Raw genomic sequence first — 26,563 nt, 5'->3', positions numbered from 1 at the left:
GTCCCGCTGCCCGCAGCGCACACGCAGAACGGCCCCCGCCGGAAGGCGAGGGCCGTTGAACGGAAGAAGCGGTGAGCTTACTTGCCGAAGTTCTTGTAGCGCGAGTTGAACTTCTCGACGCGGCCGGCCGAGTCGAGGATGCGCTGCTTGCCCGTGTAGAACGGGTGCGACTCCGAGGAGATCTCGACGTCGATCACCGGGTAGGTGTTGCCGTCTTCCCACTCGATCGTCTTGTCGCTCGACACGGTCGAGCGGGTAAGGAACGTCGCACCCGAGGCCAGGTCGCGGAAAACGACGGGAGCGTAGTCGGGGTGGATGCCAGTCTTCATCAGGACTTCCTTGTTGCGTAGTTGTGTGTGGTCGTGTCCAGGGCTCTGCCGGGACGGGAAGCTAGTGGCGCGAGTCAACAACCTCGTCGGCCAGCTATCGAGTTTAGCAGATGATGCGGCGTGCTTCGGCCTTCACTCCGCCGCGGCCTGTCGGGCACGTGCCGAGTAACGACCGTCCTGCTCCGTGAGCTCGATCTGCAGGCCGAAGGTGTCGCTCAGACGCTCCGACGTGATGACGTCGGCCACGGTGCCCTGCGCCGCGACGCGGCCGTCGGTCAGCAGCAGCGCATTGCCGAACCCGAGCGGGATCTCCTCGACGTGGTGCGTGACCATGATGATCGCCGGCGAGCGGGGGTCGCTCGCGTACCCGCCGAGCAGCTGGAGCAGCTCTTCACGTCCGCCGAGGTCGAGGCTGGCCGCCGGCTCGTCGAGCAGCAGGATCTCGGGGTCGGTCATGACCGCACGCGCGATCTGCACCCGCTTCTGCTCTCCGTCGCTGAGGTTGCCGAACGTGCGCTCGGCGAGGTGGTCGAGGTTCCACTCGGAGAGCACGCGGTGCGCGCGGCGCTCGTCGATCTCCTCGTACTCCTCGTTCCATCGGCCGGTGACCGCGTATGCGGCCGTCATGACGACGTCGAGCACCGTCTCGTTGCGCGGGATGCGGCGCGCGAGCGCGCTCGACGCGAAGCCGAGCCGCGGACGCAGCTCGGCGAGGTCGCTGTGGCCGAGGGGCTCTCCGAGCACCGTCGCCACGCCGGACGTGGGGTGCATGGCGGCCGCCGCGATCTGCAGGAGGGTCGTCTTGCCCGCACCGTTCGGGCCGAGGACGACCCAGCGTTCGTCCGGCTCGACGGTCCAGTTAACCGAGTCGAGAATCGAATTCTCATCACGGACGACGGACACATCTTCGAGCTTGAGAACGCTGGCCATGACCTCTAGCCTAGCGGCGTCGTCAGCTCACGAGTGACCGGTAGATCGCTCGTGTCTGCTCCCCGATGGACGTCCAGCTGAACGCCGTCTCCGCCCGGAGGCGCCCTGCGGCGCCCATCAGCGCGGCACGCTCAGGATCACTGACCACGTCGATCAGGGCGGCCGCGAGTTCGGCCACGAACGCATCCGGGTTCGTCGGCGTGCCGGTGCCGTCGTCCGCCTGCTGGATCGGCACCAGCCGGCCCGTGACGCCGTCGACGATCACCTCGGGGATGCCGCCCGTCGCTGTTCCGACGACCGGGAGACCACACGCCATCGCCTCGAGGTTCACGATGCCGAGCGGCTCGTAGACGGAGGGGCAGACGAACACCGTCGAGGCCGTCAGCGCCACCCGCAGCTCCTCCTGCGACAGCAGCCGGTCGATCCACACGACGCCGGCGCGCTCGGCCTGCAGCGCCTCCACGCCGCGCGTGACCTCCGCCATGATCTCGGGGGTGTCCGGCGCCCCGGCGCACAGGATGACCTGCACCTCCTTGGGCAGCAGCCGCGCCGCCCGGAGCAGATAGGGCAGACCCTTCTGGCGGGTGATCCTGCCCACGAAGACCACGGCCGGGCGCTCGGGATCGATCCCCAGCGCGCGTGCCCTCTCGTCGTCCTTGAGCGGCTTCCAGCGGTCGAGATCGATGCCGTTGTACACGACCGTGACCTTCTCGGGATCGAGAGCCGGATACGCGTGCAGGATGTCGCGGCGCATCCCCTCGCTGACCGCGATGACGCGATCGGCGCCCTCGAACGCCGTCTTCTCGATCCAGCTCGACACACGGTAGCCGCCGCCGAGCTGCTCGGCCTTCCACGGGCGCAACGGCTCGAGGCTGTGCGCCGTCACCACATGCGGGATGCCGTGCAGCAGCTTCGCGAGATGGCCTGCGGCGTTGGCGTACCAGGTGTGCGAGTGCACCAGATCGGCGCCCCCAGCATCCTGTGCCATCTGAAGGTCCACGCCGAGTGTGCTGATCGATCCGTTGGCTCCGGCGAGCTCCTCGGGAACGCCGTACCCGAATGTGTCGGGCTCGTCAACGGGGTCTCCGAAGGCCCGGACGATCACGTCGGTGTCCGTGCGCAGCGCACGGACCAGTTCGGCCACGTGAACACCGGCCCCGCCGTAGATGTTGGGCGGATACTCCCTGGTCAAAAGATCGACGCGCATGAGGTGAACGCTAGTACACCACCTCGGTTGCCTCTACTGTGGTGGCATGGCAGGCAAGAAGATCTTCGGCATTGTTCTCGCGGGTGGCGAAGGGAAGCGCTTGATGCCCCTCACCGCCGACAGAGCGAAGCCGGCCGTCCCCTTCGGTGGGCAGTACCGTCTCATCGATTTCGCCCTCTCGAACCTGATCAACTCGCAGCTGCGACAGGTCGTCGTGCTCACCCAGTACAAGTCGCACAGCCTCGACCGTCACGTCTCGCAGACCTGGCGTCTCGACGGGATGCTCAACTCGTACATCGCGTCGGTTCCGGCGCAGCAGCGCCTCGGCAAGCGCTGGTTCAGCGGCTCGGCCGACGCGATCCTGCAGAGCCTCAACCTGCTGCGCGACGAGAAGCCCGACATCGTCGCCGTGGTCGGCGCCGACCACGTGTACCGCATGGACTTCGGCCAGATGATCGACGCGCACATCGCGTCCGGCGCGCCGGCGACGGTCGCGGCCATCCGGCAGCCGATCTCCCTCGCCGACCAGTTCGGCGTCATCGAGGTCGACCCGGCGCATCCGGATCGCATCGGCGCGTTCCGTGAGAAGCCGTCGGATCCGATCGGCCTGCCCGACTCCCCCGACGAGGTGCTCGCCTCGATGGGCAACTACGTCTTCGACGCCGACGCCCTGATCGATGCCGTGGTCCGCGACGGTGACCGCCCCGACTCCAACCACGACATGGGCGGCGACATCATCCCGGACTTCGTCGCACGCGGCGAGGCGGGCGTCTACGACTTCAATCGCAACGACGTGCCCGGCTCCACCGACCGGGACCGCTACTACTGGCGCGACGTGGGAACGATCGACTCGTTCTTCGAAGCGCATCAGGACCTGATCTCTGCGCTGCCGGTGTTCAACCTCTACAACCGCGAGTGGCCGATCTTCAGCCAGGTGCTCAACTCGCCGCCCGCGAAGATCGTGCGCGACGGCCGCGGAGCGCTCGGCACGACCATCGACTCGATCGTCTCCCTCGGCTCCGTGATCTCGGGCGCCCACCTCGAGCGCAGCGTGCTCGGCCCGTGGGCGAAGGTCGACTCCGGCGCGAAGGTGGTCGACTCCGTCGTGTTCGAGCGGGCCGTGATCGAGCCCAACGCATTCGTCGGCCGCGCCATCCTGGACAAGGACGTGGTCGTCGCCGAGGGCGCCAGCATCGGCGTCGACCCCGAGCGGGACCGCGCGCGCGGCTTCACCGTCACCGACTCCGGTCTCACCGTCGTCGGCAAGGGAGTGCACGTCGTTCCATGACGCTCAGCAGTCCCCCGAACCGAACATCCCCGCGTTTCCTCGTCGTGCTCGACGCCGACTCGACCCTGATCCACGATGAGGTGATCGAGCTCCTCGCCGAGGAGGCAGGAGCCCGCACCGAGGTCGCCGAGATCACCGAGCGCGCCATGCGCGGCGAACTCGACTTCGCGCAGAGCCTGCGTGAACGGGTGAAGACCCTGGCCGGACTGCCGGCCGAGGTCTTCTCTCGCGTCGGAGAGCGCATCCGGGTCACCGACGGCGTGCCCGAGCTGATCGCCGGCGTGCACGCCGCCGGGGGTCTGGTGGGCGTCGTCTCCGGCGGCTTCCACGAGACGCTCGATCCCCTGGCCAAGCGTCTCGGCCTCGACCACTGGCGGGCGAATCGCCTCGAGGTCGTCGACGGCGCACTCACCGGCGCGACCGTCGGCCACGTCGTCGACGCGCAGGCGAAGGCGGATGCGCTCACCGAGTGGGCGCAGGCCGCCGGCATCCCGCATGCGCGCACCGTGGCGATCGGCGACGGCGCCAACGACCTCCGGATGATGGAGATCGCCGGACTCGCCGTCGCCTTCAACGCCAAACCGCGGGTGCGGGCCGAGGCCGACGTCGTTATCGATCGCCAGGACCTCTCGCAGATCCTCCCGCTGCTCGGCCTGCGCGGCTGACCGGCTAGTGGCCCATGCCGAGGCCGCCGTCGACCGGGATGACCGCGCCGGAGATGTAGCCGGCATCGTCGCCGGCCACCCACGCCACGACCTTCGCGACCTCGGAGGCCGTGGCGAAGCGCCCGGCCGGGATGTTCTTCTTGTACTCGGCCTGCTGGGTGTCCGGCAGCGCCGCCGTCATGTCGGTCTCGATGAAGCCGGGTGCGACGACGTTCGCCGTGATGCCGCGGGCGCCGAGCTCGCGCGTGATCGACCGCGCCATGCCGACGAGTCCCGCCTTCGACGCCGCATAGTTCACCTGTCCGGCCGAGCCGTAGAGCCCCACGACGCTCGAGATCAGCACGATACGGCCGAACCGCGCCTTGAGCATGCCCTTCGAAGCACGCTTGACGACGCGGAACGATCCGCCGAGGTTGGTGTCGACGACCGTGTCGAACTCCTCGGCCGACATCCGCATCAGCAGCGTGTCGCGGGTGATGCCGGCGTTCGCGACCACGACTTCGACCGGGCCGAGCTTCTCTTCGATCTCGGTGAACGCCGCGTCGATCGCGTCGACGTCGGTGACATCGGCGCGTACGGTGAGAGAACCCTCAGGACCTTCGCCGGAGCGAGCGGTGACGGCCACCCGGTGACCCTGGGCCAGGAACTCCTCGGCGATCGCGTAGCCGATCCCGCGGTTTCCTCCGGTGACGAGCACGGTGCGTTGGGTGGTCATTCAATATCCTCTCGAAACGGAACGGGTACCAGTTTATGGACGTAGGCTTGACCCAACGGACATGAAGCATCAGCAGCAGCAGTCGATAACGAATCTTCCGCTCTCCCCCGACGACGAGCGACGACACCGGATGATCAAGTATTCGGTCGCCATGGGCGTTCGTGTGCTCTGCATCATCGCCATCCCGTTCTGCCCGGGTCTCTGGTGGATCATCCCGGCCATCGGTGCGGTGTTCCTTCCGTACTTCGCCGTGGTCGTCGCGAACGTCGCGAGCGACCCGCGTAAAGAGGACGTTCAGCGTCCAGGCAATATCCTTCCCATGACGCCTCCGCCGCCGGCGGGAGGCCGCGACGACACGAAAGGCCACGACGCGTGATCGGGTTCGGAGAGCCGGAGCGATTGACCTGCTCCCGGGCGGGATGCTCGGAGACCGCAACGTCGCGCATCGAGTGGCGCAATCCGAAGATCCACACCGCCGACCGCGTCAAGGTGTGGCTCGCCTGCGACGAGCACGTCGACTTCCTGCGCGAGTTCCTCGCCGCCCGTGACTTCCCGGTGGCGGTCGTCGCCATCGACGACGAGCGGACCACCGCGTGAAGGCCAGCTGGGGCTTCGCCTTCTCGCGGCGCTGGCTCGGGTATCTGGCGTTCGCCATCGTCTTCGCCATCGCCTGCGGCTGCCTGTCGGCCTGGCAGCTCGCCCGCAGCAAGGAGGCCGCCGCGGCCAACGCGCTGATCTCCGCGAACTTCGACTCCCGTCCCGTCCCGCTCACCGACGAACTCACCAGCCTCGACGCCTTCAGCGCCGACCAGCAGTGGAAGCGGGTCAGCGTCACCGGCACGTACGTGCGCGATCAGGAGCTCCTGGTGCGCAACCGGCCGTTCAACGGCGGCCCCGGATTCGAGGTGCTGACACCGCTGCGCACCGCCAGCGGGGCGCTCTTCATCATCGACCGCGGCTGGCTGCCCACCGGCAACTCCGACGACAAGCCCGATTCGGTGCCTCCTGCCCCGGCGGGGGCCGTCTCGGTCGTCGCGCGCCTCAAGCCCAGCGAGCCCGGCATCCCGGGGCGCACCGCCTCCGGCGATCAGGTCGGCACGATCCAGCTCTCGGTCGTCAAGCAGAAGCTCGGCGGCGCCGATGTGTACACGGGCGCGTACGGGCTGCTCGACTCGCAGAAGCCGAGCCCGGCGACGGCACCGACGCCGACCGTCACCGATCCCCCGACGCAAGACGAAGGCCTGCACTGGTCGTACATGATCCAGTGGATCATCTTCGCGCTGATCGGCTTCTTCGGTCTCGGCTACGCGCTACGCACCGAGTACCGCAAACGCAATGAGGACGACCCGGAGGAGCGCGTGCGCGCCGCCGAACGCGAGCGCAAACGGGCGCTGAAGCGCACCGACGCCGACGTGGAGGACGACCTGCTCGACGCCGCCCGCTGAGCCCGATCAGGCCGGCGAGGCCGGGCCGATCAGGCCGGCGAGGCCGGGCCGATCAGGCCGGCGAGATCAGGCCAGCGAGATCAGGTCGAGGTAGTCCTTGTTCCAGTGGTCTTCCTGACCCTCCGGCATGATGAGCACCCGCTCCGGATTGAGCGCCTCGACGGCGCCCTCGTCGTGGCTGACCAGAACGACAGCGCCCTCGTAGTGGGCGAGCGCATCCAGGATCTCTTCGCGGCTCGCCGGGTCGAGGTTGTTGGTCGGCTCGTCGAGCAGCAGCACGTTGGCGCCGGACACCACGATCATCGCCAGGGCGAGGCGCGTCTTCTCGCCACCGGACAGCACGCCGGCCGGCTTGTGCGAGTCGTCGCCCGTGAACAGGAACGATCCGAGTACGCGGCGCGCCTCGGTCTCCGTAAGGTTCGGGGACGACGAGACCATGTTCTCGAGCACGGAACGATCGACGTCGATGGTCTCGTGCTCCTGTGCGTAGTAGCCGATCCGCAGACCGTGGCCGGGCTCGATGGCACCTGTGTCCGGCTTGTCGACGCCCGCGAGCATCCGCAGCAGGGTCGTCTTGCCCGCGCCGTTCAGGCCGAGCACGACCACCTTGGAGCCGCGGTCGATCGCGAGGTCGACGGCGGTGAAGATCTCGAGCGAGCCGTAGCTCTTCGACAGGTCCTTGGCCTGCAGCGGCGTGCGGCCGCACGGAGCGGGAGTCGGGAACCGCAGCTTGGCGACGCGGTCGACAGCACGCACGTCCTCGAGGCCGGAGAGCAGCTTCTCGGCGCGCGCCACCATCTGGTGCGCAGCGGCGGCCTTCGACGCCTTCGCACCGAACTTCGCGGCCTGCAGCTGCAGAGCGCCGGCCTTCTTCTCGGCGTTGACGCGCTCCTTCTTGCGTCGCTCCTCGTCGGCCGCTCGCTGCTGCTGATAGTGGCGCCAGCCCATGTTGTAGATGTCGATCTGCTGACGGTTCGCGTCGAGGTAGAACACGCGGTTGACGGTCTCGCCGACCAGTTCGACATCGTGCGAGATCACGATGAAGCCGCCGCTGTAGCTCTTGAGGAACTCGCGCAGCCACACGACGGAGTCCGCGTCGAGGTGGTTTGTCGGCTCGTCGAGGATCATCGTCTGGGCATCCGAGAACAGGATGCGCGCCAGCTCGATGCGTCGGCGCTGACCGCCGGAGAGCGTCTTCAGCGGCTGGTCGAGGATGCGGTCGGGCAGATTGAGGTTGCTGGCGATCGACGCGGCCTCCGCCTCGGCTGCGTAGCCGCCGAGCATGTGGAAGCGCTCTTCGAGTCGCCCGTACGTCTTCATGGCGGCTTCGGAGACGGCGGACTCGGTGCTGGCCATGTCGAGCGTGGCCTGCTGCATCCCGAGCACGATCGACCCGAGGCCGCGAGCATCCAGGATGCGCGTGCGGGCGAGGTCGTCGAGGTTGCCGGAGCGCGGGTCCTGCGGCAGATAGCCGAGGTTGTCGCTGCGCTCGACCTTGCCGCCGTTGGGCAGGAGGTCGCCGGCGAGCACCTTGGTGAGGGTGGTCTTGCCGGCGCCGTTGCGGCCGACGAGCCCGATCTTGTCGCCGGCGGCGACGCGGAAGCTCACGTTCTCCATCAGGAGGCGGGCTCCGACTCTGAGCTCAAGGTTCTGCACGTTGAGCACAGGCGTCATCCACTTTCGTTCGTCGGGGGGAAGCTAACAGTATATTGCGGGCATTACACGCGTGAGGCCCCGGCAGCAGCCGGGGCCCACGTCGTCATGGTCGGATCAGTCGGATCTGTCGCAGCGCCTAGATCGCGAAGCCGAGCGCGCGCATCATGTCGCGCCCGTCGTCCGTGATGCGCTCCGGGCCCCACGGCGGCATCCACACCCAATTGATGCGGAACGCCTCCACGATGCCGTCGAGCGACTCGGCGGTCTGCTCCTCCAGCACGTCGGTGAGCGGGCAGCCCGCCGAGGTGAGCGTCATCGAGATGATGAGCGCGTTGTTCTCGTCGTCCCAGGCCAGGTCGTAGATCAGGCCCAGGTCGACCACGTTGATCCCGAGTTCGGGGTCCATCACGTTCTTCAGCGCCTCTTCGACCTGATCGAAGAGCGCCGGGCTCAGTGTGGCGGGCATGCGTCCAGCCTACGCTTCCGCGCCGATGGGGGCATCCGCGTCGATGGCGTCGGCCTTGGCGGGCTCGGGGGCGTCGACGAAGCGGTCGTAGCCCTCTTCTTCCAGACGCTCGGCGAGCTCGGGGCCGCCCTCCTCCGCCACGCGGCCGGCGACGAACACGTGCACGAAGTCCGGCTGGATGTAGCGCAGGATGCGCGTGTAGTGGGTGATGAGCAGGATGCCGAGGCCGGTGTTCGCCTTGGCGCGGTTGACGCCCTCGGAGACGACCTTCAGCGCGTCAACGTCGAGGCCCGAGTCGGTCTCGTCGAGAACGGCGAACTTCGGCTTGAGGAGCTCGAGCTGCAGGATCTCGTTGCGCTTCTTCTCGCCACCTGAGAAGCCCTCGTTGACGTTGCGCTCGGCGAACGACTTGTCCATGCGGAGCTTGTCCATCGACTCGCGGACGTCCTTCACCCACGAGCGGATCGAGGGCGCCTCGCCGTCGATCGCGGTCTTCGCCGTGCGGAGGAAGTTGGTGTTGGTCACCCCGGGGATCTCGACCGGGTACTGCATGGCGAGGAAGAGACCGGCGCGGGCGCGCTCGTCGACGGTCATCGCCAGCACATCGGCGCCGTCGAGCGTGATGGTGCCCTGGGTGACGGTGTACTTCGGGTGACCGGCGATCGTGTACGCGAGCGTCGACTTGCCGGAGCCGTTCGGGCCCATGATCGCGTGGATCTCGCCCTCGCGGATGGTGAGGTCGACGCCGTTCAGGATCGGCTTGATGCCCTGCTCGGTCTCGACGGTGACGTGGAGGTCGCGGATTTCGAGAACTGACATGAATCTAAATCTCTTTCGTTGCGTTCGGGTCGATGAAGACGTCTCCGTCGATCAGCTCGACCTGGTAGACGGGTACCGGCTCGTACGCCGGGAGGTTGAGGGGTTTGCCGCTGATGAGCGAGAACTGCGAGCCGTGGGCCCAGCACTCGAGGGTCTCGCCCTCGACGAAGCCCTCGGAGAGCGAGATCTCGCCGTGAGTGCAGGTGTCGCCGATCGCGTGCACATCACCGGCGGAGTCTTTGACGACCGCCATGGGCACACCGTCGATGACGACGCGTGTCGCCTGGTCGACCACGAGCTCGTCGAGCGAGCACACTCGCGTCCCCATCAGCGGGTCGCTACCGTGACGGCTTCCAGCTCCGCCTCGATGGCGGCCTGAAGCCGCTCCTGCAGCGCGGGCGAGCCGATCTGCTGGACGATCTCGGAGAGGAATCCACGGACGACGAGGCGGCGCGCCTCGTCTTCGGTGATGCCGCGCGACTGCAGGTAGAAGAGCTGCTCGTCGTCGAACCGGCCGGTCGCGCTGGCGTGGCCGGCGCCGACGATGTCGCCGGTCTCGATCTCGAGGTTGGGAACCGAGTCGGCGCGGGCGCCGTCGGTGAGCACCAGGTTGCGGTTCTGCTCGTAGGTGTCGGTGCCGACCGCCTTCGGGCCGATCAGCACGTCGCCGATCCACACCGTGCGGGCGTTCTCCCCCTGCAGCGCACCCTTGTAGGTGACGCGGCTGCGGGTGTTGGCGGCGTCGTGGAAGACGTACACCTGCTGTTCGAGGTGCTGTCCGGCGTCGGCGAAGTAGGCGCCGAAGAGCTCGGCGTCGGAGCCGGCGCCGGCGAGGTGGGCCGCCGGGTTGAGGCGCACGACACCGCCCCCGAGCGTGACGGCGATGTGCTTCAGCTTCGCGTCGCGGCCGATCGTGGCGAAATGCGTCGCGACGTGCAGAGCGTCGTCGTCCCACTCCTGCACCGTGACCAGCGTGAGCTGCGAGCTTTCGCCGAGCACCAGCTCGACGTTCTCGGCGAGGTGCGCCTGACCGGTGTTCTGCAGGATGAGCGTGGCGCGGCTGAACGGCGCGGTCTCGATGATCGTGTGGGCGGCCCGCGGAGCGTCGCCGAGCGAGGACCGCGTGAGCGTGACCTCCTTGGCGTCCTCGCCGCTGATCGAGACGACGAGCGCCTGCTCGAACGCGCTCCAGGCATTGGCGGACGCGCGGTCCTCCGGCTTGCCTGCAGCTCCGATGCGCGCGTCGTCGCGGCCGACCCAGCCGGTGGTGACACCGGGTGCGGTCGTGACGTCGTACACGTACGACGCGCCGTCGAGCACGCCCGAGATCAGTTCGGCGAGCCGGGCGACCGGCGTGTACTTCCAGCCGGCCTCGCGGCCCGTGACGGCCGGGAAGTCGGCGACGTCGGTCGAGTGGAAGCGGTCGTTGCGCGTCTGAACGGGCACAGCACTGCGCATGTGCTTGGGTGCGGCCTCGTGTGCGGCGTCGGTGGTCTTCGTCGGTGTGGTGGCGGAGGTCATCATTTAGCCGACAGAGCCTTCCATGCCCATCTCGATGAGCTTGTTGAGTTCGAGTGCGTATTCCATGGGGAGCTCGCGTGCGATCGGCTCGATGAAGCCGCGCACGATCATGGCCATGGCTTCGTCCTCGGGGAGGCCGCGGGACATCAGGTAGAAGAGCTGCTCCTCGCTGACCCGCGAGACGGTGGCCTCGTGGCCGAGCTGCACGTCGTCGACCCGGATGTCGATGGCCGGGTAGGTGTCGGAGCGCGAGATCGAGTCGACCAGCAGCGCGTCGCAGCGCACGGTGTTGGCCGCGTGATGCGCGTTGGCGTCCACCCTCACCTCGCCGCGGTATCCGGCACGTCCGCCGCCGCGCGCGATCGACTTGGAGACGATCGACGACTGGGTGTACGGAGCCATGTGGATCATCTTGGCGCCGGCGTCCTGGTGCTGACCCGGACCCGCGAAGGCGACGGAGAGCGTCTCGCCCTTGGCGTGCTCGCCCATCAGGTAGATCGACGGGTACTTCATCGTGACCTTGGAGCCGATGTTGCCGTCGATCCACTCCATGGTGGCGCCCTCGCCGGCGGTGGCCCGCTTGGTGACGAGGTTGTAGACGTTGTTCGACCAGTTCTGGATCGTCGTGTAGCGCACGCGGGCGTTCTTCTTCACGATGATCTCGACGACGGCCGAGTGCAGCGAGTCCGACTTGTAGATCGGCGCCGTGCAGCCCTCGATGTAGTGCACGTAGCTGCCCTCGTCGGCGATGATCAGCGTGCGCTCGAACTGGCCCATGTTCTCCGTGTTGATGCGGAAGTAGGCCTGCAGCGGGATCTCGACCTTGACGCCCTTCGGGACGTACACGAACGAGCCGCCCGACCACACAGCGGTGTTCAGCGCGGCGAACTTGTTGTCGCCGGCCGGGATGACCGTGCCGAAGTACTCCTCGAAGATCTCGGGGTACTGCTTGAGAGCGGTGTCGGTGTCGAGGAAGATGACGCCCTGCTGCTCCAGGTCCTCACGGATCTGGTGGTAGACGACCTCGGACTCGTACTGAGCGGCGACGCCGGCGACGAGGCGCTGGCGCTCCGCCTCGGGGATGCCCAGCTTCTCGTAGGTGTTGCGGATGTCCTCTGGCAGGTCCTCCCAGGTCTGGGCCTGCTTCTCCGTGGAACGCACGAAGTACTTGATGTTGTCGAAGTCGATGTCCGACAGGTCGGCGCCCCAGGTGGGCATCGGCTTGCGCTCGAAGAGCTGCAGGGCCTTGAGGCGGCGCTGCAGCATCCAGTCGGGTTCGTTCTTGAGGGCGGAGATGTCGGTCACCACCTGCGGTGAGATGCCGCGGCGTGCTGAGGCACCCGCTGCGTCGGAATCCGCCCAGCCGAACTCGTATTGCCCAAGGCTTTCGAGTTCGGGGCGGTCGATCAGGATGTCTGACATATCTACCTCGTTTCCTTCCACTCGTAACCGGCTATCAATCCGGCTCATTCCCTACTGCGGCCGACAGCGTCGATCGAAGCGGTTGGTGATTGTGCGGGTGGCTGGTGTGCGTACCTAAACTGTTCAAGAACACGGGCGACGGTGCCCCGGCCGCACTGCGCGATAGCAGGGCGGGCACGCGCAGGACTGCGCGTTTCTCGAACCCACCAATTCTACAGGTGCAAAGCGGTAATAGTAGAGGCGCGCCTGCACGTTGGCCGAGTATCCGATCCAGAAGCAAGGAAACATCCCGAGAATGAAGCGCATCATCCAGTGGCTGCCCGACCGTGTCGACGTGCGGCTGCGCGTGATCGCCTGGGTCTACCTCGTCGCTCAGATCATCCTGGTCGGCACGGGCGGCCTCGTCCGTCTCACCAGCAGCGGGCTCGGCTGCCCCACCTGGCCGTCGTGCACCGGCAGCTCGCTGGTGAACACGCCGGAGATGGGCGTCCACGGCGTCATCGAGTTCGGCAACCGGCTGCTCGGCGTCGTGCTCGGCCTCGTCGCGATCGTCGCCTTCCTCGCGGTCCTCCGGCTGCGCAAGACGCGCCCCGAGCTCTTCTGGCTCACCCTCCTCGCCGGCCTCGGCATCCCGATGCAGGCGGTCATCGGCGGACTGAGCGTGCTCTCCGACCTGAACCCCTACGTCGTCGGCCTGCACTTCGTCGTCTCGATGGTGCTCGTCGCGCTGTGCACCGCGTTCCTGCTCCGGGTCTACGCCGTCCCCGGCCCCCGTGCACGAGCCGTGCCACGGTGGTTCGCCATCCTCACGCACATCACGAGCTTCGTCGTCGCCGTGACCATCCTGGTGGGCATCCTGACGACCGGGTCCGGACCGCACGCCGGCGACGCCAAGGCGCCCCGCAACGGCCTCGACCCCGAGATCCTGCAGCACGTCCACGCGATCCCGGCCTACGTCACGTTCGCGCTGACGCTCGTCCTCGTAGTCGCGTCGCTGCGCATCCGTACGACGCCGGTGCACCGCTACACGATGTATCTGCTCGCCGTCGAGGTGCTTCAGATCGCGGTCGGGCTGATCCAGGCGAACACGGGACTGCCCCCCATCCTGGTCGGCATCCACATGACGCTGGCCGCGCTCCTCGCAGCGGCGATGACGGCGGTCGTGCTGTCGCTCAAGGCGCCGGTCGCCGATGCCGCAGACCCCGCGGTGGCGTCAGCCGCGCCCAGCGCCGTCGCCCGCTGAGCGGGTACGACGCGTAGCACGCGCGGAGTCGGCCGCGCGCACGCGGGCTTCGGCTGCGCGCACGTCATCGGCCGGCGCACGCAGATATCCGATCCGCGCCGGCCGCTCGTCGCCGAACGCGCGGGTCGATCCCGGCTCCTCGTCGAACACGAAGCCGACGCTCTCCGCCAGCCGCCTGCTCGCCGAATTGCCGTCGAGGTGCTCCCAGCGCAGCCGGGTGAACGCCATCCCGTTCGCGTCGAGCGCGAACGCGACCACTCTGGCCAGCCCCTCCCGCATGTAGCCGTTGCCCCGTGCATCCGCTGCGAGCCAGCAGCCGACCGACGCCGATCCGACCGTGCGATCGCGCCGCACTTCGACGACCCCCAGCAGCGGCGCATCGTCGATCCGGAGCGCCCACACCGTGAATGCGCCACTCGCCTCGCCGTGCGGGACATAGCTGCGCACGAAGAACTCGGCGCTCTCGACCGTGTACGGATTCGGCAGCGGGATCCAGCGCAGGATGTCCGCGTCCTGGCAGGCGCGGTAGACCGCGTCGATGTCCGACTCGCGTGGCGCATCGAGGCAGAGCCTCTCCGTGCGCAACGCGATCATCGTCAGAACGGCAGCAGCGGATCGATGGCGACCGCGAGGAAGATCAGCGTCAGGTAGGCGATCGAGCCGTGGAACACGCGCATCGGAGACACCGTCTCGTGGCGGATCGAGAGGTTGTAGAGCCGGTGCGACTCGTAGATGAACCAGCCTCCGGCCACGAGCGAGACCGCCGTGTAGAGCAGGCCCATGTGGCCGACCGGGATGAGCAGCAGCGAGCACGCCACCATCGCCCACGCGTACAGGATGACCTGCAGCCCGACGACCGCGCGACCGCGGACCACCGCGAGCATCGGGACGCCCGCCTCCTTGTAGTCGTTGCGGTACTTCATCGACAGCGGCCAGTAGTGCGGGGGCGTCCAGAGGAAGATGACCCCGAACAGGATGAACGGCGCCCAGTCGAGCGAGCCGGTGACGGCCGCCCAGCCGATCAGCACGGGCATGCAGCCGGCGACTCCGCCCCAGACGATGTTCTGCGCGGTGCGCCGCTTGAGGATGAGCGTGTAGAAGACGACGTAGAGCAGGATCGCGACGAGCGAGAGCCCTGCTGCGAGCCAGTTCGCGAAGAACCCGAGCACCAGGATCGACGCGATGCCGAGCCCCCAGGCGAACACCAGGGCCTCGCGATCCGTCAACTCCCCGGTGACCAGGGGCCGGTTGCGCGTGCGCTTCATGACCCGGTCGATGTCGCGGTCGATGTAGCAGTTGAAGGCCCCGGCCGAGCCTGCGCTCATGTACCCGCCGATGACGGTGGCCAGCACCAGCCAGAGGTTCGGGATGCCGCCCTCCGCGAGGATCATTGTCGGCACCGTCGTGACGAGCAGCAGCTCGACGACCCTGGGCTTGGTGAGAGCGACGTACGCCTTCAGCTTGCGACCGAAACCGATACGGTTCGACTCGACACGGCTCTCTACAGCGACGTCCATTGCTCCTCTAACGACTCGGTGACCCCGAACGAGTCTACGATATCGTTCCCCGGCTACCCCGCTCGGAGGATATGCACAACCGGCAGGGGGAACACTCCACGTTTCGTGCGTGTTACCTATACTTGGAGGTGCTCGCCAGCCGAAGCCGCCACAATCCGCCCGTCCTTTGTAGGACGTGGACGGGATGCGGCCCCGGTGCCGATGACGTCCACGGCGCGCACTACCTCAATCGGTGCGGGACCATGACGGCCCTCACCATCTCTACGAAGGGTCAGTTTTCACGTGGCAGCTCTGCAATGGGATCCCATTGACAACAAGGCAGTAGACACCGCTCGCGTTCTCGCGGCGGACGCGGTCGAGAAGGTGGGCAACGGTCATCCCGGCACCGCGATGAGCCTCGCCCCCGCCGCGTACCTCCTGTTCCAGAAGGTGATGCGCCGCGATCCCCACGACCAGCACTGGCTGGGACGCGACCGGTTCATCCTGTCGGCGGGTCACAGCTCGCTCACCCAGTACATCCAGCTCTACTTCGGCGGCTACGGCCTCGAGCTCGACGACCTCGAGAAGCTCCGCACGTGGGGCTCCCTCACCCCGGGTCACCCCGAGTACGGCCACACCGACGGCGTCGAGATCACGACCGGACCTCTCGGTCAGGGCATCTCCTCCGCCGTCGGTTTCGCATATGCGAGCCGTTTCGAGCGAGGACTGTTCGACCCCGAGGCCGACCAGGGCACCAGCCCGTTCGACCACTTCGTCTACGTGATCGCCGGCGACGGCGACCTGCAGGAGGGCGTGAGCAGCGAGGCCTCCTCGCTCGCCGGCCACCAGCAGCTCGGCAACCTGATCGCGATCTACGACAGCAACCAGATCTCGATCGAGGACGACACCAACATCGCCTTCACCGAAGACGTCAAGGCGCGCTACGAGGCGTACCACTGGCACGTGCAGGTCGTCGACTGGAAGAAGACGGGCGTCTACACCGAAGACGTTCGCGAGCTGAACGACGCGATCGTCGCAGCCCAGGGCGTCACCGACAAGCCCTCGCTGATCATCCTGAAGACGATCATCGGCTGGCCGGCCCCCAAGAAGCAGAACACCGGCAAGATCCACGGCTCCGCCCTCGGCGCCGACGAGCTCCGCGCCGTCAAGGAGGTGCTCGGGTTCGACCCCGAGAAGACCTTCCAGGTCGACCCCGAGGTCATCGAGCACACCCGCAAGGCAATCGAGCGCGGCGCAGAGCAGCGCGCCGAGTGGACCGTCGCATTCGACGCATGGGCCGCCGCCAACCCGGAGCGCAAGCAGCTCCTCGACCGTCTCCTCACCGGCGAGCTCCCGGAGGGCGTCGAAGCGGCGCTCCCCGTGTTCGAAGCGGGCAAGGACGTCTCGACCCGTGCCGCCAGCGGCAAGGTGCTGAACGCGCTCGGCCCGGTCATCCCGGAGCTGTGGGGCGGTTCGGCCGACCTCGCCGAGTCGAACAACACCACCATCGAGGGCGCGGCATCGTTCGTGCCGACCGAGCACTCGACGCACGAGTGGACGGGCAACCCGTACGGCCGCGTGCTGCACTTCGGCATCCGCGAGCACGCGATGGCGGCCATCCTGAACGGCATCGTCCTGCACGGCCCGACGCGCGCGTTCGGCGGCACCTTCCTGATCTTCAGCGACTACATGCGCCCCGCGGTGCGTCTGGCCGCGCTGATGAAGGCTCCGTCGATCTTCGTCTGGACCCACGACTCGGTGGCGCTCGGCGAAGACGGTCCGACCCACCAGCCGATCGAGCAGCTCTCGGCGCTCCGCGCCATCCCGCAGCTCGACGTCGTGCGTCCCGGTGACGCCAACGAGGTCGCGTACGCCTGGAAGACCATCCTCGAGCGCCGCAAGGGACCGGCCGGCATCGCGCTGACCCGCCAGAACATCCCGGTGTTCGAGCGCGGCGACGGCGACGCCACGGGCGACACCTTCGCCTCTGCCAAGAACGTCGTCAAGGGTGCGTACGTGCTCGCCGAGGCACCGGGCGGAACGCCCGACGTGCTGCTGATCGCGACCGGCTCCGAACTGCAGATCGCCGTGGATGCGCGCGAGGTGCTGAAGGGCGAGGGCATCAACGCCCGCGTCGTCTCGGCCCCGAGCCTCGAATGGTTCGAGGAGCAGAGCGACGAGTACAAGGAGTCGGTGCTGCCGTCCGCCGTCAAGGCGCGCGTCTCGATCGAGGCCGGCCTGGCTCTGAGCTGGCGCAAGTACGTGGGCGACCACGGCCGCAGCGTCTCCATCGAGCACTTCGGTGCCTCGGCGGACTACAAGACCCTGTTCCGCGAGTTCGGCATGACCACCGAGCACGCCGTCGCCGCCGTCAAGGAATCGCTCGCGTCGCTTTGAGCGCGGGCATACGAGGAGAAACAGAAGAAATGACCGACACCACTCCCACCGCACAGCTCTCCGCCGCCGGCGTCAGCATCTGGCTCGACGACCTCTCGCGTGAGCGCATCAAGACGGGCGGCCTCCAGAAGATCATCGCCGAGAAGAACGTGGTCGGCGTGACCACCAACCCGACGATCTTCGCCACGGCCCTCTCCAAGGGCGAGGCGTACGACGAGCAGGTCCGCCAGCTCGCCGCCGCCGGGCTCGATGTCACCGACGCGGTCTTCGAGATCACGACCGATGACGTCGCCGAGGCCAGCGACATCTTCGCCGAGGTGTTCGAGAGCTCGAACGGCGTCGACGGACGCGTTTCGATCGAGGTCGAGCCCGGCCTCGCCCACGACGCAGCCGGCACGATCACCGAGGCCAAGAAGCTCGCGGCCAAGGTCGACAAGCCGAACGTGCTCATCAAGATCCCCGCGACGGTCGAGGGCCTCGAGGCCATCACCGAGACCATCGCCGCCGGCATCAGCGTCAACGTGACCCTGATCTTCAGCCTGCAGCGCTACCGCGAGGTCATCAACGCCTACCTCACCGGTCTCGAGAAGGCCAAGGCCGCCGGCATCGATCTGGCGGGCATCCAGTCGGTCGCATCGTTCTTCGTGTCGCGCGTCGACACCGAGATCGACAAGCGCCTGACCGCGATCGGCACCGACGAGGCCCTCGCGCTCAAGAGCAAGGCCGGCATCGCCAACGCACGTCTCGCCTACCAGGTGTACGAGGAGACGTTCGCCAGCGAGCGCGCCAAGGCGCTCGTCGCGGCCGGCGCCAACGAGCAGCGTCCGCTCTGGGCATCCACCGGTGTCAAGGACCCGAGCCTGCCCGACACGCTCTACGTGACCGAGCTCGTCGCTCCGAACACCGTGAACACCATGCCCGAGAAGACGCTGGACGCGACCTTCGACCACGGCGTCATCACCGGCGACACCGTCACCGGCAACTACGACGACGCCAACGCCGTGCTGAACGCGATCGACGCGCTCGGCATCTCGTACGACGAGGTCACCGAGCTGCTCGAGAAGGAGGGCGTCGACAAGTTCATCGTCTCCTGGAACGAGCTGCTCGACACCGTCACCAAGGCGCTGGAGGCCGCGAAATGAGCTTCAAGATCCACGTGACCGGCGCCGCTGAGGAGGCCGTCAAGACGGTCGTCCCTCAGCTGGTCGCCGATCTGGTCGCGTCGGGCATCACCGCTCAGGACCCGGCACTCTGGGGCCCGGATGCGGAGGCCGAGTCCTCCAAGCGTCTCGGCTGGACCGAGGCCGTCGCCATCTCGCGTCCGCTGGTTCCGGAGATCGTCGCCCTGCGCGACGAGCTGCGCAGCAAGGGCGTCGACCACATCGTGCTCGGCGGGATGGGCGGCTCCTCGCTCGCCCCCGAGGTCATCACGCGCACCGCCGGATACGAGCTCACGGTGCTCGACTCGACCGAGCCCGGCCAGGTCCTCTCCGCCCTGCGCGACCGCCTGGAGACCACGGCACTCGTGATCTCCAGCAAGTCGGGTTCGACGCTGGAGACCGACAGCCAGCGCCGCGTCTACGAGAAGTGGTTCACCGACGCCGGCATCGATCCGCGCGAGCGCATCGTCGTCGTCACAGACCCGGGCTCGCCGCTCGACGCGTCGGCCCGCGAGGCCGGATACCGCGTCTTCAACGCCGACCCGAACGTCGGTGGCCGGTACTCCGCGCTCACCGCATTCGGTCTCGTCCCCTCCGGCCTCGCCGGTGTCGACCTCGAGGAGCTTCTCGAGGAAGCGGAGACGATCTCGCTCGAGCTCGCCATCGACGACCCGACCAACCCCGGGCTCATCCTGGCCGCCGCGATCGCCGGCACCAACCCGCTCAAGGACAAGCTCGGCCTGATCGCCGACGGCACGCACATCGTCGGCTTCCCCGACTGGGCGGAGCAGTTGATCGCCGAGTCCACCGGCAAGCAGGGAACCGGCCTCCTCCCGGTCGTGCTCGACCCGCTGGCGCCGGAGCTCAGCGAGAACCTGAGCGATCTCCAGATCGTCCGCCTGGTCGACAACGCCGAAGCCCACCACCTGTTCCCGAGCAACCGTCACGAGGGCGAGATCCTCGTCTCGGGCAGCCTCGGCGCCCAGATCCTGGTGTGGGAGTTCGCGACGGCCGTCGCCGGACGCCTGCTCGGCATCAACCCGTTCGACCAGCCCGACGTCGAGGCTGCTAAGGTCGCCGCACGCTCGCTGCTCGACAACCGCCCCGAACCGGCCACCCCGGCCTTCGTCGCCGACGGTGTCGAGGTCCGCACGGTCGGCGACTTCCTCGGCGACGCATCCACGCTCGATGCCGCCGTCGACGCGCTGCTCGCGCAGCTCGGTCCCGACGGCTATGTGTCGATCCAGGCATACGTCGACCGCGTGGCGCTCCCCCAGCTCGCCGGTCTCCGCGACCTCCTCGCTGCCAAGGCGAAGCGTCCGGTCACCTTCGGATGGGGTCCCCGCTTCCTGCACTCCACTGGTCAGTTCCACAAGGGCGGCCCCGCGGTCGGCGTGTTCCTGCAGATCACCGCTCAGGCCACCGAGGATCTCGAGATCCCCGGCCGTCCGTTCACGTTCGGTCAGCTCATCCAGGCCCAGGCCGCCGGCGACGCGAGCGTCCTCGGCGAGCACGGACGCCCGGTCCTGACCCTCAACCTCACCGACCCAGAAGCGAACCTGGTGCCGCTGTTCGAGGCCCTCAACTAGCTACGCACTCCCCGCATCCAAGGAGCTTCATGTCCCCGGTGGAAATCACCCCGGAGTTCAACCCGCTGAGGTTGCCCTCCGATCGCCGCCTCAACCGCATCGCTGGTCCGAGCAGTCTCATCATCTTCGGCGTGACAGGCGACCTGTCCCGCAAGAAGCTGATGCCGGCCGTCTACGACCTCGCCAACCGCGGCCTGCTCCCTCCCGGCTTCTCGCTGGTGGGGTTCGCGCGCCGCGACTGGGAGGATCAGGACTTCGAGAAGGTCGTCTACGAGGCGGTCAAGCAGTACGCCCGCACCCCCTTCCAGGAGGAGGTGTGGCAGCAGCTCGCGCAGGGCATCCGGTTCGTCCCGGGTGAGTTCGACGACGACGCGGCGTTCGAGCGTCTCAAGGAGACGGTCGACGCACTCGACAAAGAGCGTGGAACGATGGGCAACCACGCGTTCTACCTGTCGATCCCGCCGAAGGCGTTCCCGCTCGTCACCGAGCAGCTGCGCAAGTCCGGTCTCGCCGATCAGCGCGAAGGCGGCGGCTGGCGCCGTGTCGTCATCGAGAAGCCGTTCGGCAGCGACCTGAAGTCGGCGCGCGAGCTGAACGCCGTCGTCGAGACGGTCTTCCCGCCCGACTCGGTCTTCCGCATCGACCACTACCTCGGCAAGGAGACGGTCCAGAACATCCTGGCCCTGCGCTTCGCCAACGAGTTGTACGAGCCGATCTGGAACGCCAACTACGTCGACCACGTGCAGATCACGATGGCGGAGGACATCGGGGTGGGCGGCCGTGCCGGCTACTACGACGGGATCGGCGCCGCGCGCGACGTCATCCAGAACCACCTCCTCCAGCTCCTCGCCCTCACGGCGATGGAGGAGCCGATCTCGTTCGACGCCGCAGACCTGCGTGCCGAGAAGGAGAAGGTCCTGGGCGCCGTGCGCCTGCCGAAGGACCTCGCCACCTCGACCGCCCGCGGGCAGTACTCCAGCGGCTGGCAGGGCGGCGAGAAGGTCGTCGGCTTCCTCGAGGAAGACGGGATGAACCCCGCCTCCACCACCGAGACGTACGCCGCGATCAAGCTCCTGATCGGCACGCGCCGGTGGGCGGGCGTTCCGTTCTACCTCCGCGCGGGCAAGCGCCTCGGCCGTCGCGTCACCGAGATCGCCGTCGTCTTCAAGCGCGCTCCGCAGCAGTTGTTCGCGGAGAGCCAGACGTCGGCCCTCGGCCAGAACGCGCTCGTCATCCGCGTGCAGCCCGACGAGGGTGTGACCATCCGCTTCGGCTCGAAGGTCCCCGGCGCCGGCATGCAGGTGCGCGACGTGAGCATGGACTTCGGATACGGCCACGCCTTCACCGAGGCGAGCCCCGAGGCCTACGAGCGCCTCATCCTGGATGTCCTCCTCGGCGACCCGCCCCTCTTCCCCCGTCACGAAGAGGTCGAGCTGTCGTGGAAGATCCTCGACCCCATCGAAGAATTCTGGGCGACCCAGGGCCAGCCGGAGCAGTATCGTCCCGGAACCTGGGGGCCCAGCTCCGCGGACGAACTGCTCGCCCGCGACGGCCGCGTTTGGAGGCGTCCATGATCGTCGATCTGCCCGACACCACGACGAGCAAGGTCTCGAAGGCCCTCGTCAAGATTCGCGAGGAGGGCGGCGCCGTCGCCCTCGGCCGCGTGCTGACGCTCGTCATCGCGACCCACCTCGGCGAGGAGGAGGAGGCCATCGAGGCCGCCAACGACGCCTCCCGCGAGCACCCGATGCGCGTCATCGTCGTGTCAACCGAAGAGGAGCGCACGTCCACCGGCGATGGCCGCGTGGATGCGCAGATCCGGGTGGGCGGCGACGCCGGCGCGAGCGAGGTCATCGTGCTCCGCGCCTACGGCGAGACCGCGAGCGACGAGGAGGGACTGGTCACCGGCCTGCTCCTGCCCGACGCGCCCGTCGTCGTCTGGTGGCCCGGGCTCGCCCCCGAGGTCGTCTCGAAGTCGCCGCTCGGTCGCATCGCGACGCGCCGCATCACGGATGCGTCGGCGCAGCCCGACCCGCAGGCAGCGCTCCGTCACCTCTCGCGCACCTATGCGCCCGGCGACACGGACTTCTCGTGGACGCGGTTGACCCTGTGGCGGGCGCAGCTCGCCGCAGTGCTCGACCAGCCGCCCTTCGAGCCGATCGAGAACGTCGAGGTCGCCGGCGCCGCCGACTCCCCCTCGACGCTGCTCCTCGCGGCCTGGCTCTCACTGCAGCTCCAGGTGCCCGTGCAGCACGACCTGACGTCGCGCGCCAACGGCTCCAGCGGCATCCACGGGGTGCGCATGGGACGCGCATCCGGTGTCATCGAACTCGAGCGGGAGATCCCGAACGTGGCACGGCTCTCTCAGCCCAACCAGCCGACGCACGACCTGTCGCTTCCGCGCCGGAGCCTGCGTGATTGCCTGGCCGAGGAATTGCGTAGGCTGGACCCCGATGATCTGTACGGTGAGGTGATCACCAAAGGCCTCGATCAGCTCGAGGCAAACGACACGGGAGTGGGCGTCACGGCATGACGAACGAACGGCGGGTGCTTGTACACCCCGATAAACAAGCGCTCACCGGCTCGGTGGCGGCGCGTTTCCTGACCAAGACCGTCGACATCCTCGACGACCTGGGTGAGGCCAACGTCGCCCTGACCGGCGGAACCGTCGGCATCGCCGTGCTCGAGGCGGTGAACAGCTCCCCCGCGCGCGACAGCGTCGACTGGAGCAAGGTGCACTTCTGGTGGGGCGACGAGCGCTTCGTCGCAAAGGACAGCGAGGAGCGCAACGAGCGCCAGGCCCGCGAGGCCCTGCTCGACCACATCGCCGTTCCGCCGGAGAACATCCACCCGTTCCCCGCGTCGGACGAGATCGCGGACATCGACGAGGCGGCCGCGGTGTACGCCGCCGAGCTCGAGGCGTTCGCCTTGGATGGCGCGCGTCACCCGCGGTTCGACATCACGTTCCTCGGTGTCGGGCCCGACGGGCACATCGCCTCACTGTTCCCCGACCGTGCCGGCATCCGTGAGACGGAGGCGACGGTCATCGCCGAGCGTGACGCGCCGAAGCCCCCGCCGCAGCGCCTCAGTCTCACGCGACCGGTGCTCAACGCGTCCGACCGCATCTGGCTCGTCCTCGCCGGCGCCGACAAGGCCTCGGCCCTCGGCCTCGCACTCGCGGGCGCGAGCTACACCGAGGTCCCGGTCGCCGGCGCCAAGGGACGCAAGCGCACGGTGTTCTTCGTCGACAAGGACGCCGCAGTCGACGTTCCGGAGAATCTCATCGCGCCGAGCTACTGACCTCGCGCACAACGCATGATGCCCCGCTGCCGCATCGACGGCAGCGGGGCTTCGTCGTCGGTGGGGGTGCCTTCGCGGATCGCCGGGCGCCGGCACCACGCAGAAGGCCCCGCGGGTGAACCGCGGGGCCTTCTGCGTGGTGCCGGCTAGTTGGTGGCGCTCAGCTTGCCGCGCCGGGCGCGAAGCTGGTTGAGTGCGTCCTCGAGAAGCTGCTCGGCCTCTTCTTCGGTGCGACGCTCTTTGACGTACGCCAGGTGGGTCTTGTAGGGCTCGAGCTTCGCCACCGACGGTGGGTTCGCCTTGTCGCGACCGGCCGGCAGGCCGGACGACGGCGAGTCGATGACGTCGGGGATCTCTTCGTCGGGCAGGTTCGCCGCGAAATGACGGACCGTCTCGTTGCCGAGGGCGTCCCAGTACGAGACCGAGATGCGTTCCGCGTGGAAACCGCGGTCCTGCTCCCCCATCGGGCCCGCGCCGACGCGCGAACCTCGAATTGCGCTTCCTCCGGATGCCATGCTGCTCCTCGCTGTGTGTACTTGGGCGCCTACGCGCCGGAATCGAACTTCGTGATGAGGCCCAGAACGACGATGCAGGTGATCCAGATCAGTCCGAGGATCACCGTGATGCGGTTGAGGTTGCGCTCCGCCACCCCGGATGCGCCGAGGTTCGAGGTCACGCCGCCGCCGAACATATCGGAGAGGCCGCCACCACGTCCCTTGTGCAGGAGGATGAGCAACGTCAGCAGGAGGCTGGTGATGCCCAGCAGCACCTGCAGGACGACCTGGAGAATTTGCACGAGAAACCTTTCGCAGTGCGACCGGGTCGGATGCCCGGGAAGACCAACGACCAGTATAACTGCAGGCGGCTCCGTGAGCCGCCTGCAGTTGTGTCGGACCTGGAAGACCTAGAGTCCGACGTGCTTCTGGTAGCGCACGATGCTCGCGAATTCCGCGACATCGAGGCTCGCGCCTCCGACGAGAGCGCCGTCGACGTTCGGCTCCCGCATGAAGCTGGCGATGTTGCTCGACTTCACCGAGCCGCCGTACAGGATGCGCGTCTTGGCGGCGACGTCCTCACCGAGCACCTCGACGAGCACGGCACGCAGCGCTGCCGCGACCTGCTCGGCCTGCTCCGGCGTCGCCGCCTGACCCGAGCCGATGGCCCACACCGGCTCGTACGCGACCACGATGTCAGCCGCGGAGGTGACGTTCGCCAGTGCGGCGCGCAGCTGCGCGACCGGCACGGCGCTCGCGCCGTGCACTTCGAGGTCTTCCGCCGTCTCGCCGACGCAGATGATCGGGGACAGGTTGTGTGCCAGCGCAGCAGCGACCTTGCCGGCCACCTGCTCGTCCGTCTCGCCGTGCAGCGTGCGGCGCTCCGAGTGACCGATGATCACGTAGCGGCACTCGAGCTGGGCGAGGAACGTCGCCGAGATCTCACCGGTGTACGCGCCCGACTCGTGCTCGGAGACATCCTGACCGCCGAAAGCGAGCGGCAGCTTGTCCGCCGATACCAGGGTCTGCACACTGCGCAGGTCGGTGAACGGCGGGAAGACCGAGACCTCGACCGCCGTGAAATCATGCCCGGCGTCCTTCAGGCTCCAGGCGAGCTTCTGAACGAACGCGATCGCCTGCAGGTGATCGAGGTTCATCTTCCAGTTGCCGGCGATGAGCGGCGTACGCCGCACCGACGAGCTCACTGCTGCCATCCGAGGACCTCCAGTCCCGGCAGGTGCTTGCCCTCGAGGAACTCGAGACTCGCACCGCCACCCGTTGAAATGTGACCGAACTGGTCGTCGGAGAATCCGAGTGCGCGCACCGCGGCCGCGGAGTCGCCACCGCCGACGACACCGAGGCCGTCGATTTCGGTCAGCGCCTGAGCGATGGCCTTGGTTCCGGCCGCGAAGGGGGCGAGCTCGAACACGCCCATGGGCCCGTTCCAGAAGACCGTGCGCGCGGCGCGGATGTACTCCGAGAACAGCTCGGCGGTCTCCGGGCCGATGTCGAGCCCGAGTCCGCTCGAGCCCCAGTCGGTGTCTTCGATGCCGTCGATCGGACGCACGACGTGTTCGGCGTCCGCCCCGAACTTCGAGGCGACGACGACGTCGCGCGGCAGCACGATCTCGACACCGAGCTCCTCTGCCTTCGCCAGGTAGCCCTTCACGGTCTCGATCTGGTCGGTCTCGAGCAGGCTCGACCCGACCTTGTGCCCGAGGGCGGCGAGGAAGGTGAAGAGCATGCCGCCGCCGATCAGCAGCGAGTTCACGCGCGGCAGCAGGTGCCCGATGACCCCGAGCTTGTCCGACACCTTCGAGCCGCCGAGCACGACCGCGTACGGCCGCTCGGGGTTCTCGGTGAGGCGATCGAGCACGTCGAGCTCCGTGGCGATGAGGAGCCCTGCAGCGCTCGGAAGCGCCTTCGCGAGCTCGTACACACTGGCCTGCTTGCGGTGCACGACGCCGAAGCCGTCGGAGACGAACGCATCGCCGAAGGCGGCGAGCTTGGCGGCGAACGCCTCCCGCTCGGCATCGTCTTTGCTGGTCTCCCCCGGGTTGAACCGCAGGTTCTCCAGCAGGGCGACGTCGCCGTCCGTCAGGCCGGCGACCGCGTCCTGCGCTCCGGAGCCGACCGTGTCACGGGCGAAGGTCACCGGCTTGCCCAGCAGCTCCGAGAGCCGCTGGGCGACCGGCGCCAGGCTGTACTTCGCGTCGGGCGCGCCCTCCGGGCGGCCCAGATGGGAGATGACGACCACCTTCGCGCCCTGATTGATCAGGGCGTTCAGGGTGGGAATCGACGCTCGCACGCGGCCGTCGTCCGTGATCTGTCCGTCTTTCAGAGGGACGTTCAGATCACAGCGGACGATGACCGCCTTGCCGGCGAGCGAACCGAGTGAATCAAGTGTGCGTAGCGTCACGT

28 protein-coding genes are annotated in these 26,563 nt (G+C 67.9%); 12 read left to right on the top strand and 16 right to left on the bottom strand.

All coding sequences use genetic code 11. From position 1 onward, the window contains the following. Positions 1-77: 77 nt before the first annotated feature. The 3 genes from AC1DB1_RS06680 to glgA all read right to left on the bottom strand — a co-directional run bounded on the left by AC1DB1_RS06680 (position 78) and on the right by glgA (position 2,466). Complete coding sequence (locus AC1DB1_RS06680; protein WP_115696813.1) at positions 78-329, bottom strand: type B 50S ribosomal protein L31; 252 nt, start codon at positions 327-329, stop codon at positions 78-80. A 132-nt stretch (positions 330-461) separates the two neighbouring features. Then, positions 462-1,259, bottom strand: coding sequence for an ABC transporter ATP-binding protein (locus AC1DB1_RS06675; RefSeq protein ID WP_271178715.1), 798 nt, complete (start codon positions 1,257-1,259; stop codon positions 462-464). A 22-nt stretch (positions 1,260-1,281) separates the two neighbouring features. Next, positions 1,282-2,466 carry a glycogen synthase gene (gene glgA, locus AC1DB1_RS06670; RefSeq protein ID WP_477200214.1) on the bottom strand — a complete coding sequence of 395 codons (1,185 nt, stop codon included), beginning with the start codon at positions 2,464-2,466 and terminating at the stop codon, positions 1,282-1,284. Positions 2,467-2,512: 46 nt separating this feature from the next. On the opposite strand from glgA, the gene AC1DB1_RS06665 reads away from it, so the two are divergent. Together AC1DB1_RS06665 and serB are read left to right on the top strand one after the other, a co-directional pair. Then, positions 2,513-3,754: a glucose-1-phosphate adenylyltransferase gene (locus AC1DB1_RS06665; protein ID WP_271178717.1), complete on the top strand. Its 1,242-nt coding sequence runs from the start codon at positions 2,513-2,515 to the stop codon at positions 3,752-3,754. Further along, entirely contained in the window at positions 3,751-4,419 is a 669-nt protein-coding gene (gene serB, locus AC1DB1_RS06660; RefSeq protein WP_477200213.1) for a phosphoserine phosphatase SerB, read from the top strand. Before AC1DB1_RS06665 ends, serB begins: the two co-directional genes overlap by 4 nt. Positions 4,420-4,423: 4 nt before the next feature. On the opposite strand, the gene fabG is transcribed toward serB, so the two are convergent. Then, a complete protein-coding gene (fabG, locus tag AC1DB1_RS06655; protein WP_477200212.1) occupies positions 4,424-5,134 on the bottom strand; it encodes a 3-oxoacyl-ACP reductase FabG in 711 nt (236 codons plus the stop codon). A 61-nt stretch (positions 5,135-5,195) separates the two neighbouring features. Between fabG and AC1DB1_RS06650 the strand changes: the two genes are divergently transcribed. Genes AC1DB1_RS06650 through AC1DB1_RS06640 form a run of 3 tightly spaced genes read left to right on the top strand, consistent with a single transcriptional unit; the run spans position 5,196 to position 6,579 of the window. Beyond that, positions 5,196-5,510, top strand: coding sequence for a DUF3099 domain-containing protein (locus AC1DB1_RS06650; protein ID WP_477200211.1), 315 nt, complete (start codon positions 5,196-5,198; stop codon positions 5,508-5,510). Further along, positions 5,507-5,731: a hypothetical protein gene (locus tag AC1DB1_RS06645; RefSeq protein WP_271178721.1), complete on the top strand. Its 225-nt coding sequence runs from the start codon at positions 5,507-5,509 to the stop codon at positions 5,729-5,731. The genes AC1DB1_RS06650 and AC1DB1_RS06645 overlap by 4 nt, the downstream gene beginning before the upstream one ends. Further along, positions 5,728-6,579: an SURF1 family cytochrome oxidase biogenesis protein gene (locus tag AC1DB1_RS06640; protein WP_477200210.1), complete on the top strand. Its 852-nt coding sequence runs from the start codon at positions 5,728-5,730 to the stop codon at positions 6,577-6,579. The genes AC1DB1_RS06645 and AC1DB1_RS06640 overlap by 4 nt, the downstream gene beginning before the upstream one ends. Before the next feature lie 66 nt (positions 6,580-6,645). On the opposite strand, the gene AC1DB1_RS06635 is transcribed toward AC1DB1_RS06640, so the two are convergent. From AC1DB1_RS06635 to sufB, 6 genes are all read right to left on the bottom strand, one after another. Continuing rightward, complete coding sequence (locus tag AC1DB1_RS06635; protein ID WP_271178945.1) at positions 6,646-8,244, bottom strand: ABC-F family ATP-binding cassette domain-containing protein; 1,599 nt, start codon at positions 8,242-8,244, stop codon at positions 6,646-6,648. A 127-nt stretch (positions 8,245-8,371) separates the two neighbouring features. Next, entirely contained in the window at positions 8,372-8,701 is a 330-nt protein-coding gene (locus tag AC1DB1_RS06630) for a metal-sulfur cluster assembly factor (protein ID WP_055893974.1), read from the bottom strand. Between the two features lie 9 nt (positions 8,702-8,710). Then, positions 8,711-9,520, bottom strand: coding sequence for a Fe-S cluster assembly ATPase SufC (gene sufC, locus AC1DB1_RS06625; RefSeq protein ID WP_271178723.1), 810 nt, complete (start codon positions 9,518-9,520; stop codon positions 8,711-8,713). Positions 9,521-9,524: 4 nt separating this feature from the next. Then, positions 9,525-9,848 carry a non-heme iron oxygenase ferredoxin subunit gene (locus AC1DB1_RS06620; RefSeq protein WP_373877163.1) on the bottom strand — a complete coding sequence of 108 codons (324 nt, stop codon included), beginning with the start codon at positions 9,846-9,848 and terminating at the stop codon, positions 9,525-9,527. Next, a complete protein-coding gene (sufD, locus tag AC1DB1_RS06615; protein ID WP_477200549.1) occupies positions 9,848-11,041 on the bottom strand; it encodes a Fe-S cluster assembly protein SufD in 1,194 nt (397 codons plus the stop codon). The genes AC1DB1_RS06620 and sufD overlap by 1 nt, the downstream gene beginning before the upstream one ends. A 3-nt stretch (positions 11,042-11,044) precedes the next feature. Beyond that, on the bottom strand, positions 11,045-12,463 hold the full coding sequence (sufB, locus tag AC1DB1_RS06610; RefSeq protein ID WP_271178725.1) for a Fe-S cluster assembly protein SufB: 1,419 nt from the start codon (positions 12,461-12,463) through the stop codon (positions 11,045-11,047). Positions 12,464-12,758: 295 nt separating this feature from the next. Here sufB and AC1DB1_RS06605 point away from each other — a divergent pair, with 295 nt between their 5' ends. Beyond that, positions 12,759-13,706, top strand: a complete 948-nt coding sequence (locus tag AC1DB1_RS06605; protein WP_271178726.1) for a COX15/CtaA family protein — start codon at positions 12,759-12,761, stop codon at positions 13,704-13,706. On the opposite strand, the gene AC1DB1_RS06600 is transcribed toward AC1DB1_RS06605, so the two are convergent. Then, complete coding sequence (locus AC1DB1_RS06600) at positions 13,677-14,300, bottom strand: GNAT family N-acetyltransferase (protein WP_477200209.1); 624 nt, start codon at positions 14,298-14,300, stop codon at positions 13,677-13,679. The genes AC1DB1_RS06605 and AC1DB1_RS06600 overlap by 30 nt on opposite strands. A 2-nt stretch (positions 14,301-14,302) precedes the next feature. Beyond that, a complete protein-coding gene (locus AC1DB1_RS06595; RefSeq protein WP_271178728.1) occupies positions 14,303-15,223 on the bottom strand; it encodes a heme o synthase in 921 nt (306 codons plus the stop codon). A gap of 282 nt (positions 15,224-15,505) precedes the next feature. Here AC1DB1_RS06595 and tkt point away from each other — a divergent pair, with 282 nt between their 5' ends. From tkt to pgl, 6 genes are read left to right on the top strand one after another with little or no spacing between them, the layout of a single operon-like run. Further along, a complete protein-coding gene (gene tkt / locus AC1DB1_RS06590; protein ID WP_477200208.1) occupies positions 15,506-17,599 on the top strand; it encodes a transketolase in 2,094 nt (697 codons plus the stop codon). A 29-nt stretch (positions 17,600-17,628) separates the two neighbouring features. Continuing rightward, a complete protein-coding gene (gene tal, locus AC1DB1_RS06585; RefSeq protein ID WP_477200207.1) occupies positions 17,629-18,741 on the top strand; it encodes a transaldolase in 1,113 nt (370 codons plus the stop codon). Continuing rightward, on the top strand, positions 18,738-20,348 hold the full coding sequence (locus AC1DB1_RS06580; RefSeq protein WP_477200206.1) for a glucose-6-phosphate isomerase: 1,611 nt from the start codon (positions 18,738-18,740) through the stop codon (positions 20,346-20,348). Before tal ends, AC1DB1_RS06580 begins: the two co-directional genes overlap by 4 nt. Before the next feature lie 29 nt (positions 20,349-20,377). Next, entirely contained in the window at positions 20,378-21,922 is a 1,545-nt protein-coding gene (zwf, locus tag AC1DB1_RS06575) for a glucose-6-phosphate dehydrogenase (protein WP_271178732.1), read from the top strand. Further along, positions 21,919-22,881, top strand: a complete 963-nt coding sequence (locus AC1DB1_RS06570) for a glucose-6-phosphate dehydrogenase assembly protein OpcA (protein ID WP_271178733.1) — start codon at positions 21,919-21,921, stop codon at positions 22,879-22,881. Before zwf ends, AC1DB1_RS06570 begins: the two co-directional genes overlap by 4 nt. Continuing rightward, on the top strand, positions 22,878-23,648 hold the full coding sequence (pgl, locus tag AC1DB1_RS06565; RefSeq protein WP_477200205.1) for a 6-phosphogluconolactonase: 771 nt from the start codon (positions 22,878-22,880) through the stop codon (positions 23,646-23,648). The genes AC1DB1_RS06570 and pgl overlap by 4 nt, the downstream gene beginning before the upstream one ends. A 146-nt stretch (positions 23,649-23,794) precedes the next feature. On the opposite strand, the gene AC1DB1_RS06560 is transcribed toward pgl, so the two are convergent. From AC1DB1_RS06560 to AC1DB1_RS06545, 4 genes are all read right to left on the bottom strand, one after another. Next, positions 23,795-24,163: an RNA polymerase-binding protein RbpA gene (locus AC1DB1_RS06560; RefSeq protein WP_271178735.1), complete on the bottom strand. Its 369-nt coding sequence runs from the start codon at positions 24,161-24,163 to the stop codon at positions 23,795-23,797. Between the two features lie 29 nt (positions 24,164-24,192). Next, positions 24,193-24,444, bottom strand: coding sequence for a preprotein translocase subunit SecG (gene secG / locus AC1DB1_RS06555; protein WP_271178736.1), 252 nt, complete (start codon positions 24,442-24,444; stop codon positions 24,193-24,195). Between the two features lie 108 nt (positions 24,445-24,552). Beyond that, the gene (gene tpiA / locus AC1DB1_RS06550) at positions 24,553-25,356 is read right to left on the bottom strand and encodes a triose-phosphate isomerase (protein WP_271178737.1); all 804 of its coding nucleotides are present in this window, start codon (positions 25,354-25,356) and stop codon (positions 24,553-24,555) included. Beyond that, positions 25,344-26,561, bottom strand: a complete 1,218-nt coding sequence (locus AC1DB1_RS06545) for a phosphoglycerate kinase (protein WP_477200204.1) — start codon at positions 26,559-26,561, stop codon at positions 25,344-25,346. Before AC1DB1_RS06545 ends, tpiA begins: the two co-directional genes overlap by 13 nt. Positions 26,562-26,563: the final 2 nt, after the last annotated feature.

The sequence above is a fragment of the Leifsonia sp. 10N434 genome (assembly GCF_056394405.1).
This window is presented reverse-complemented; position numbering and strand designations above follow the sequence as displayed.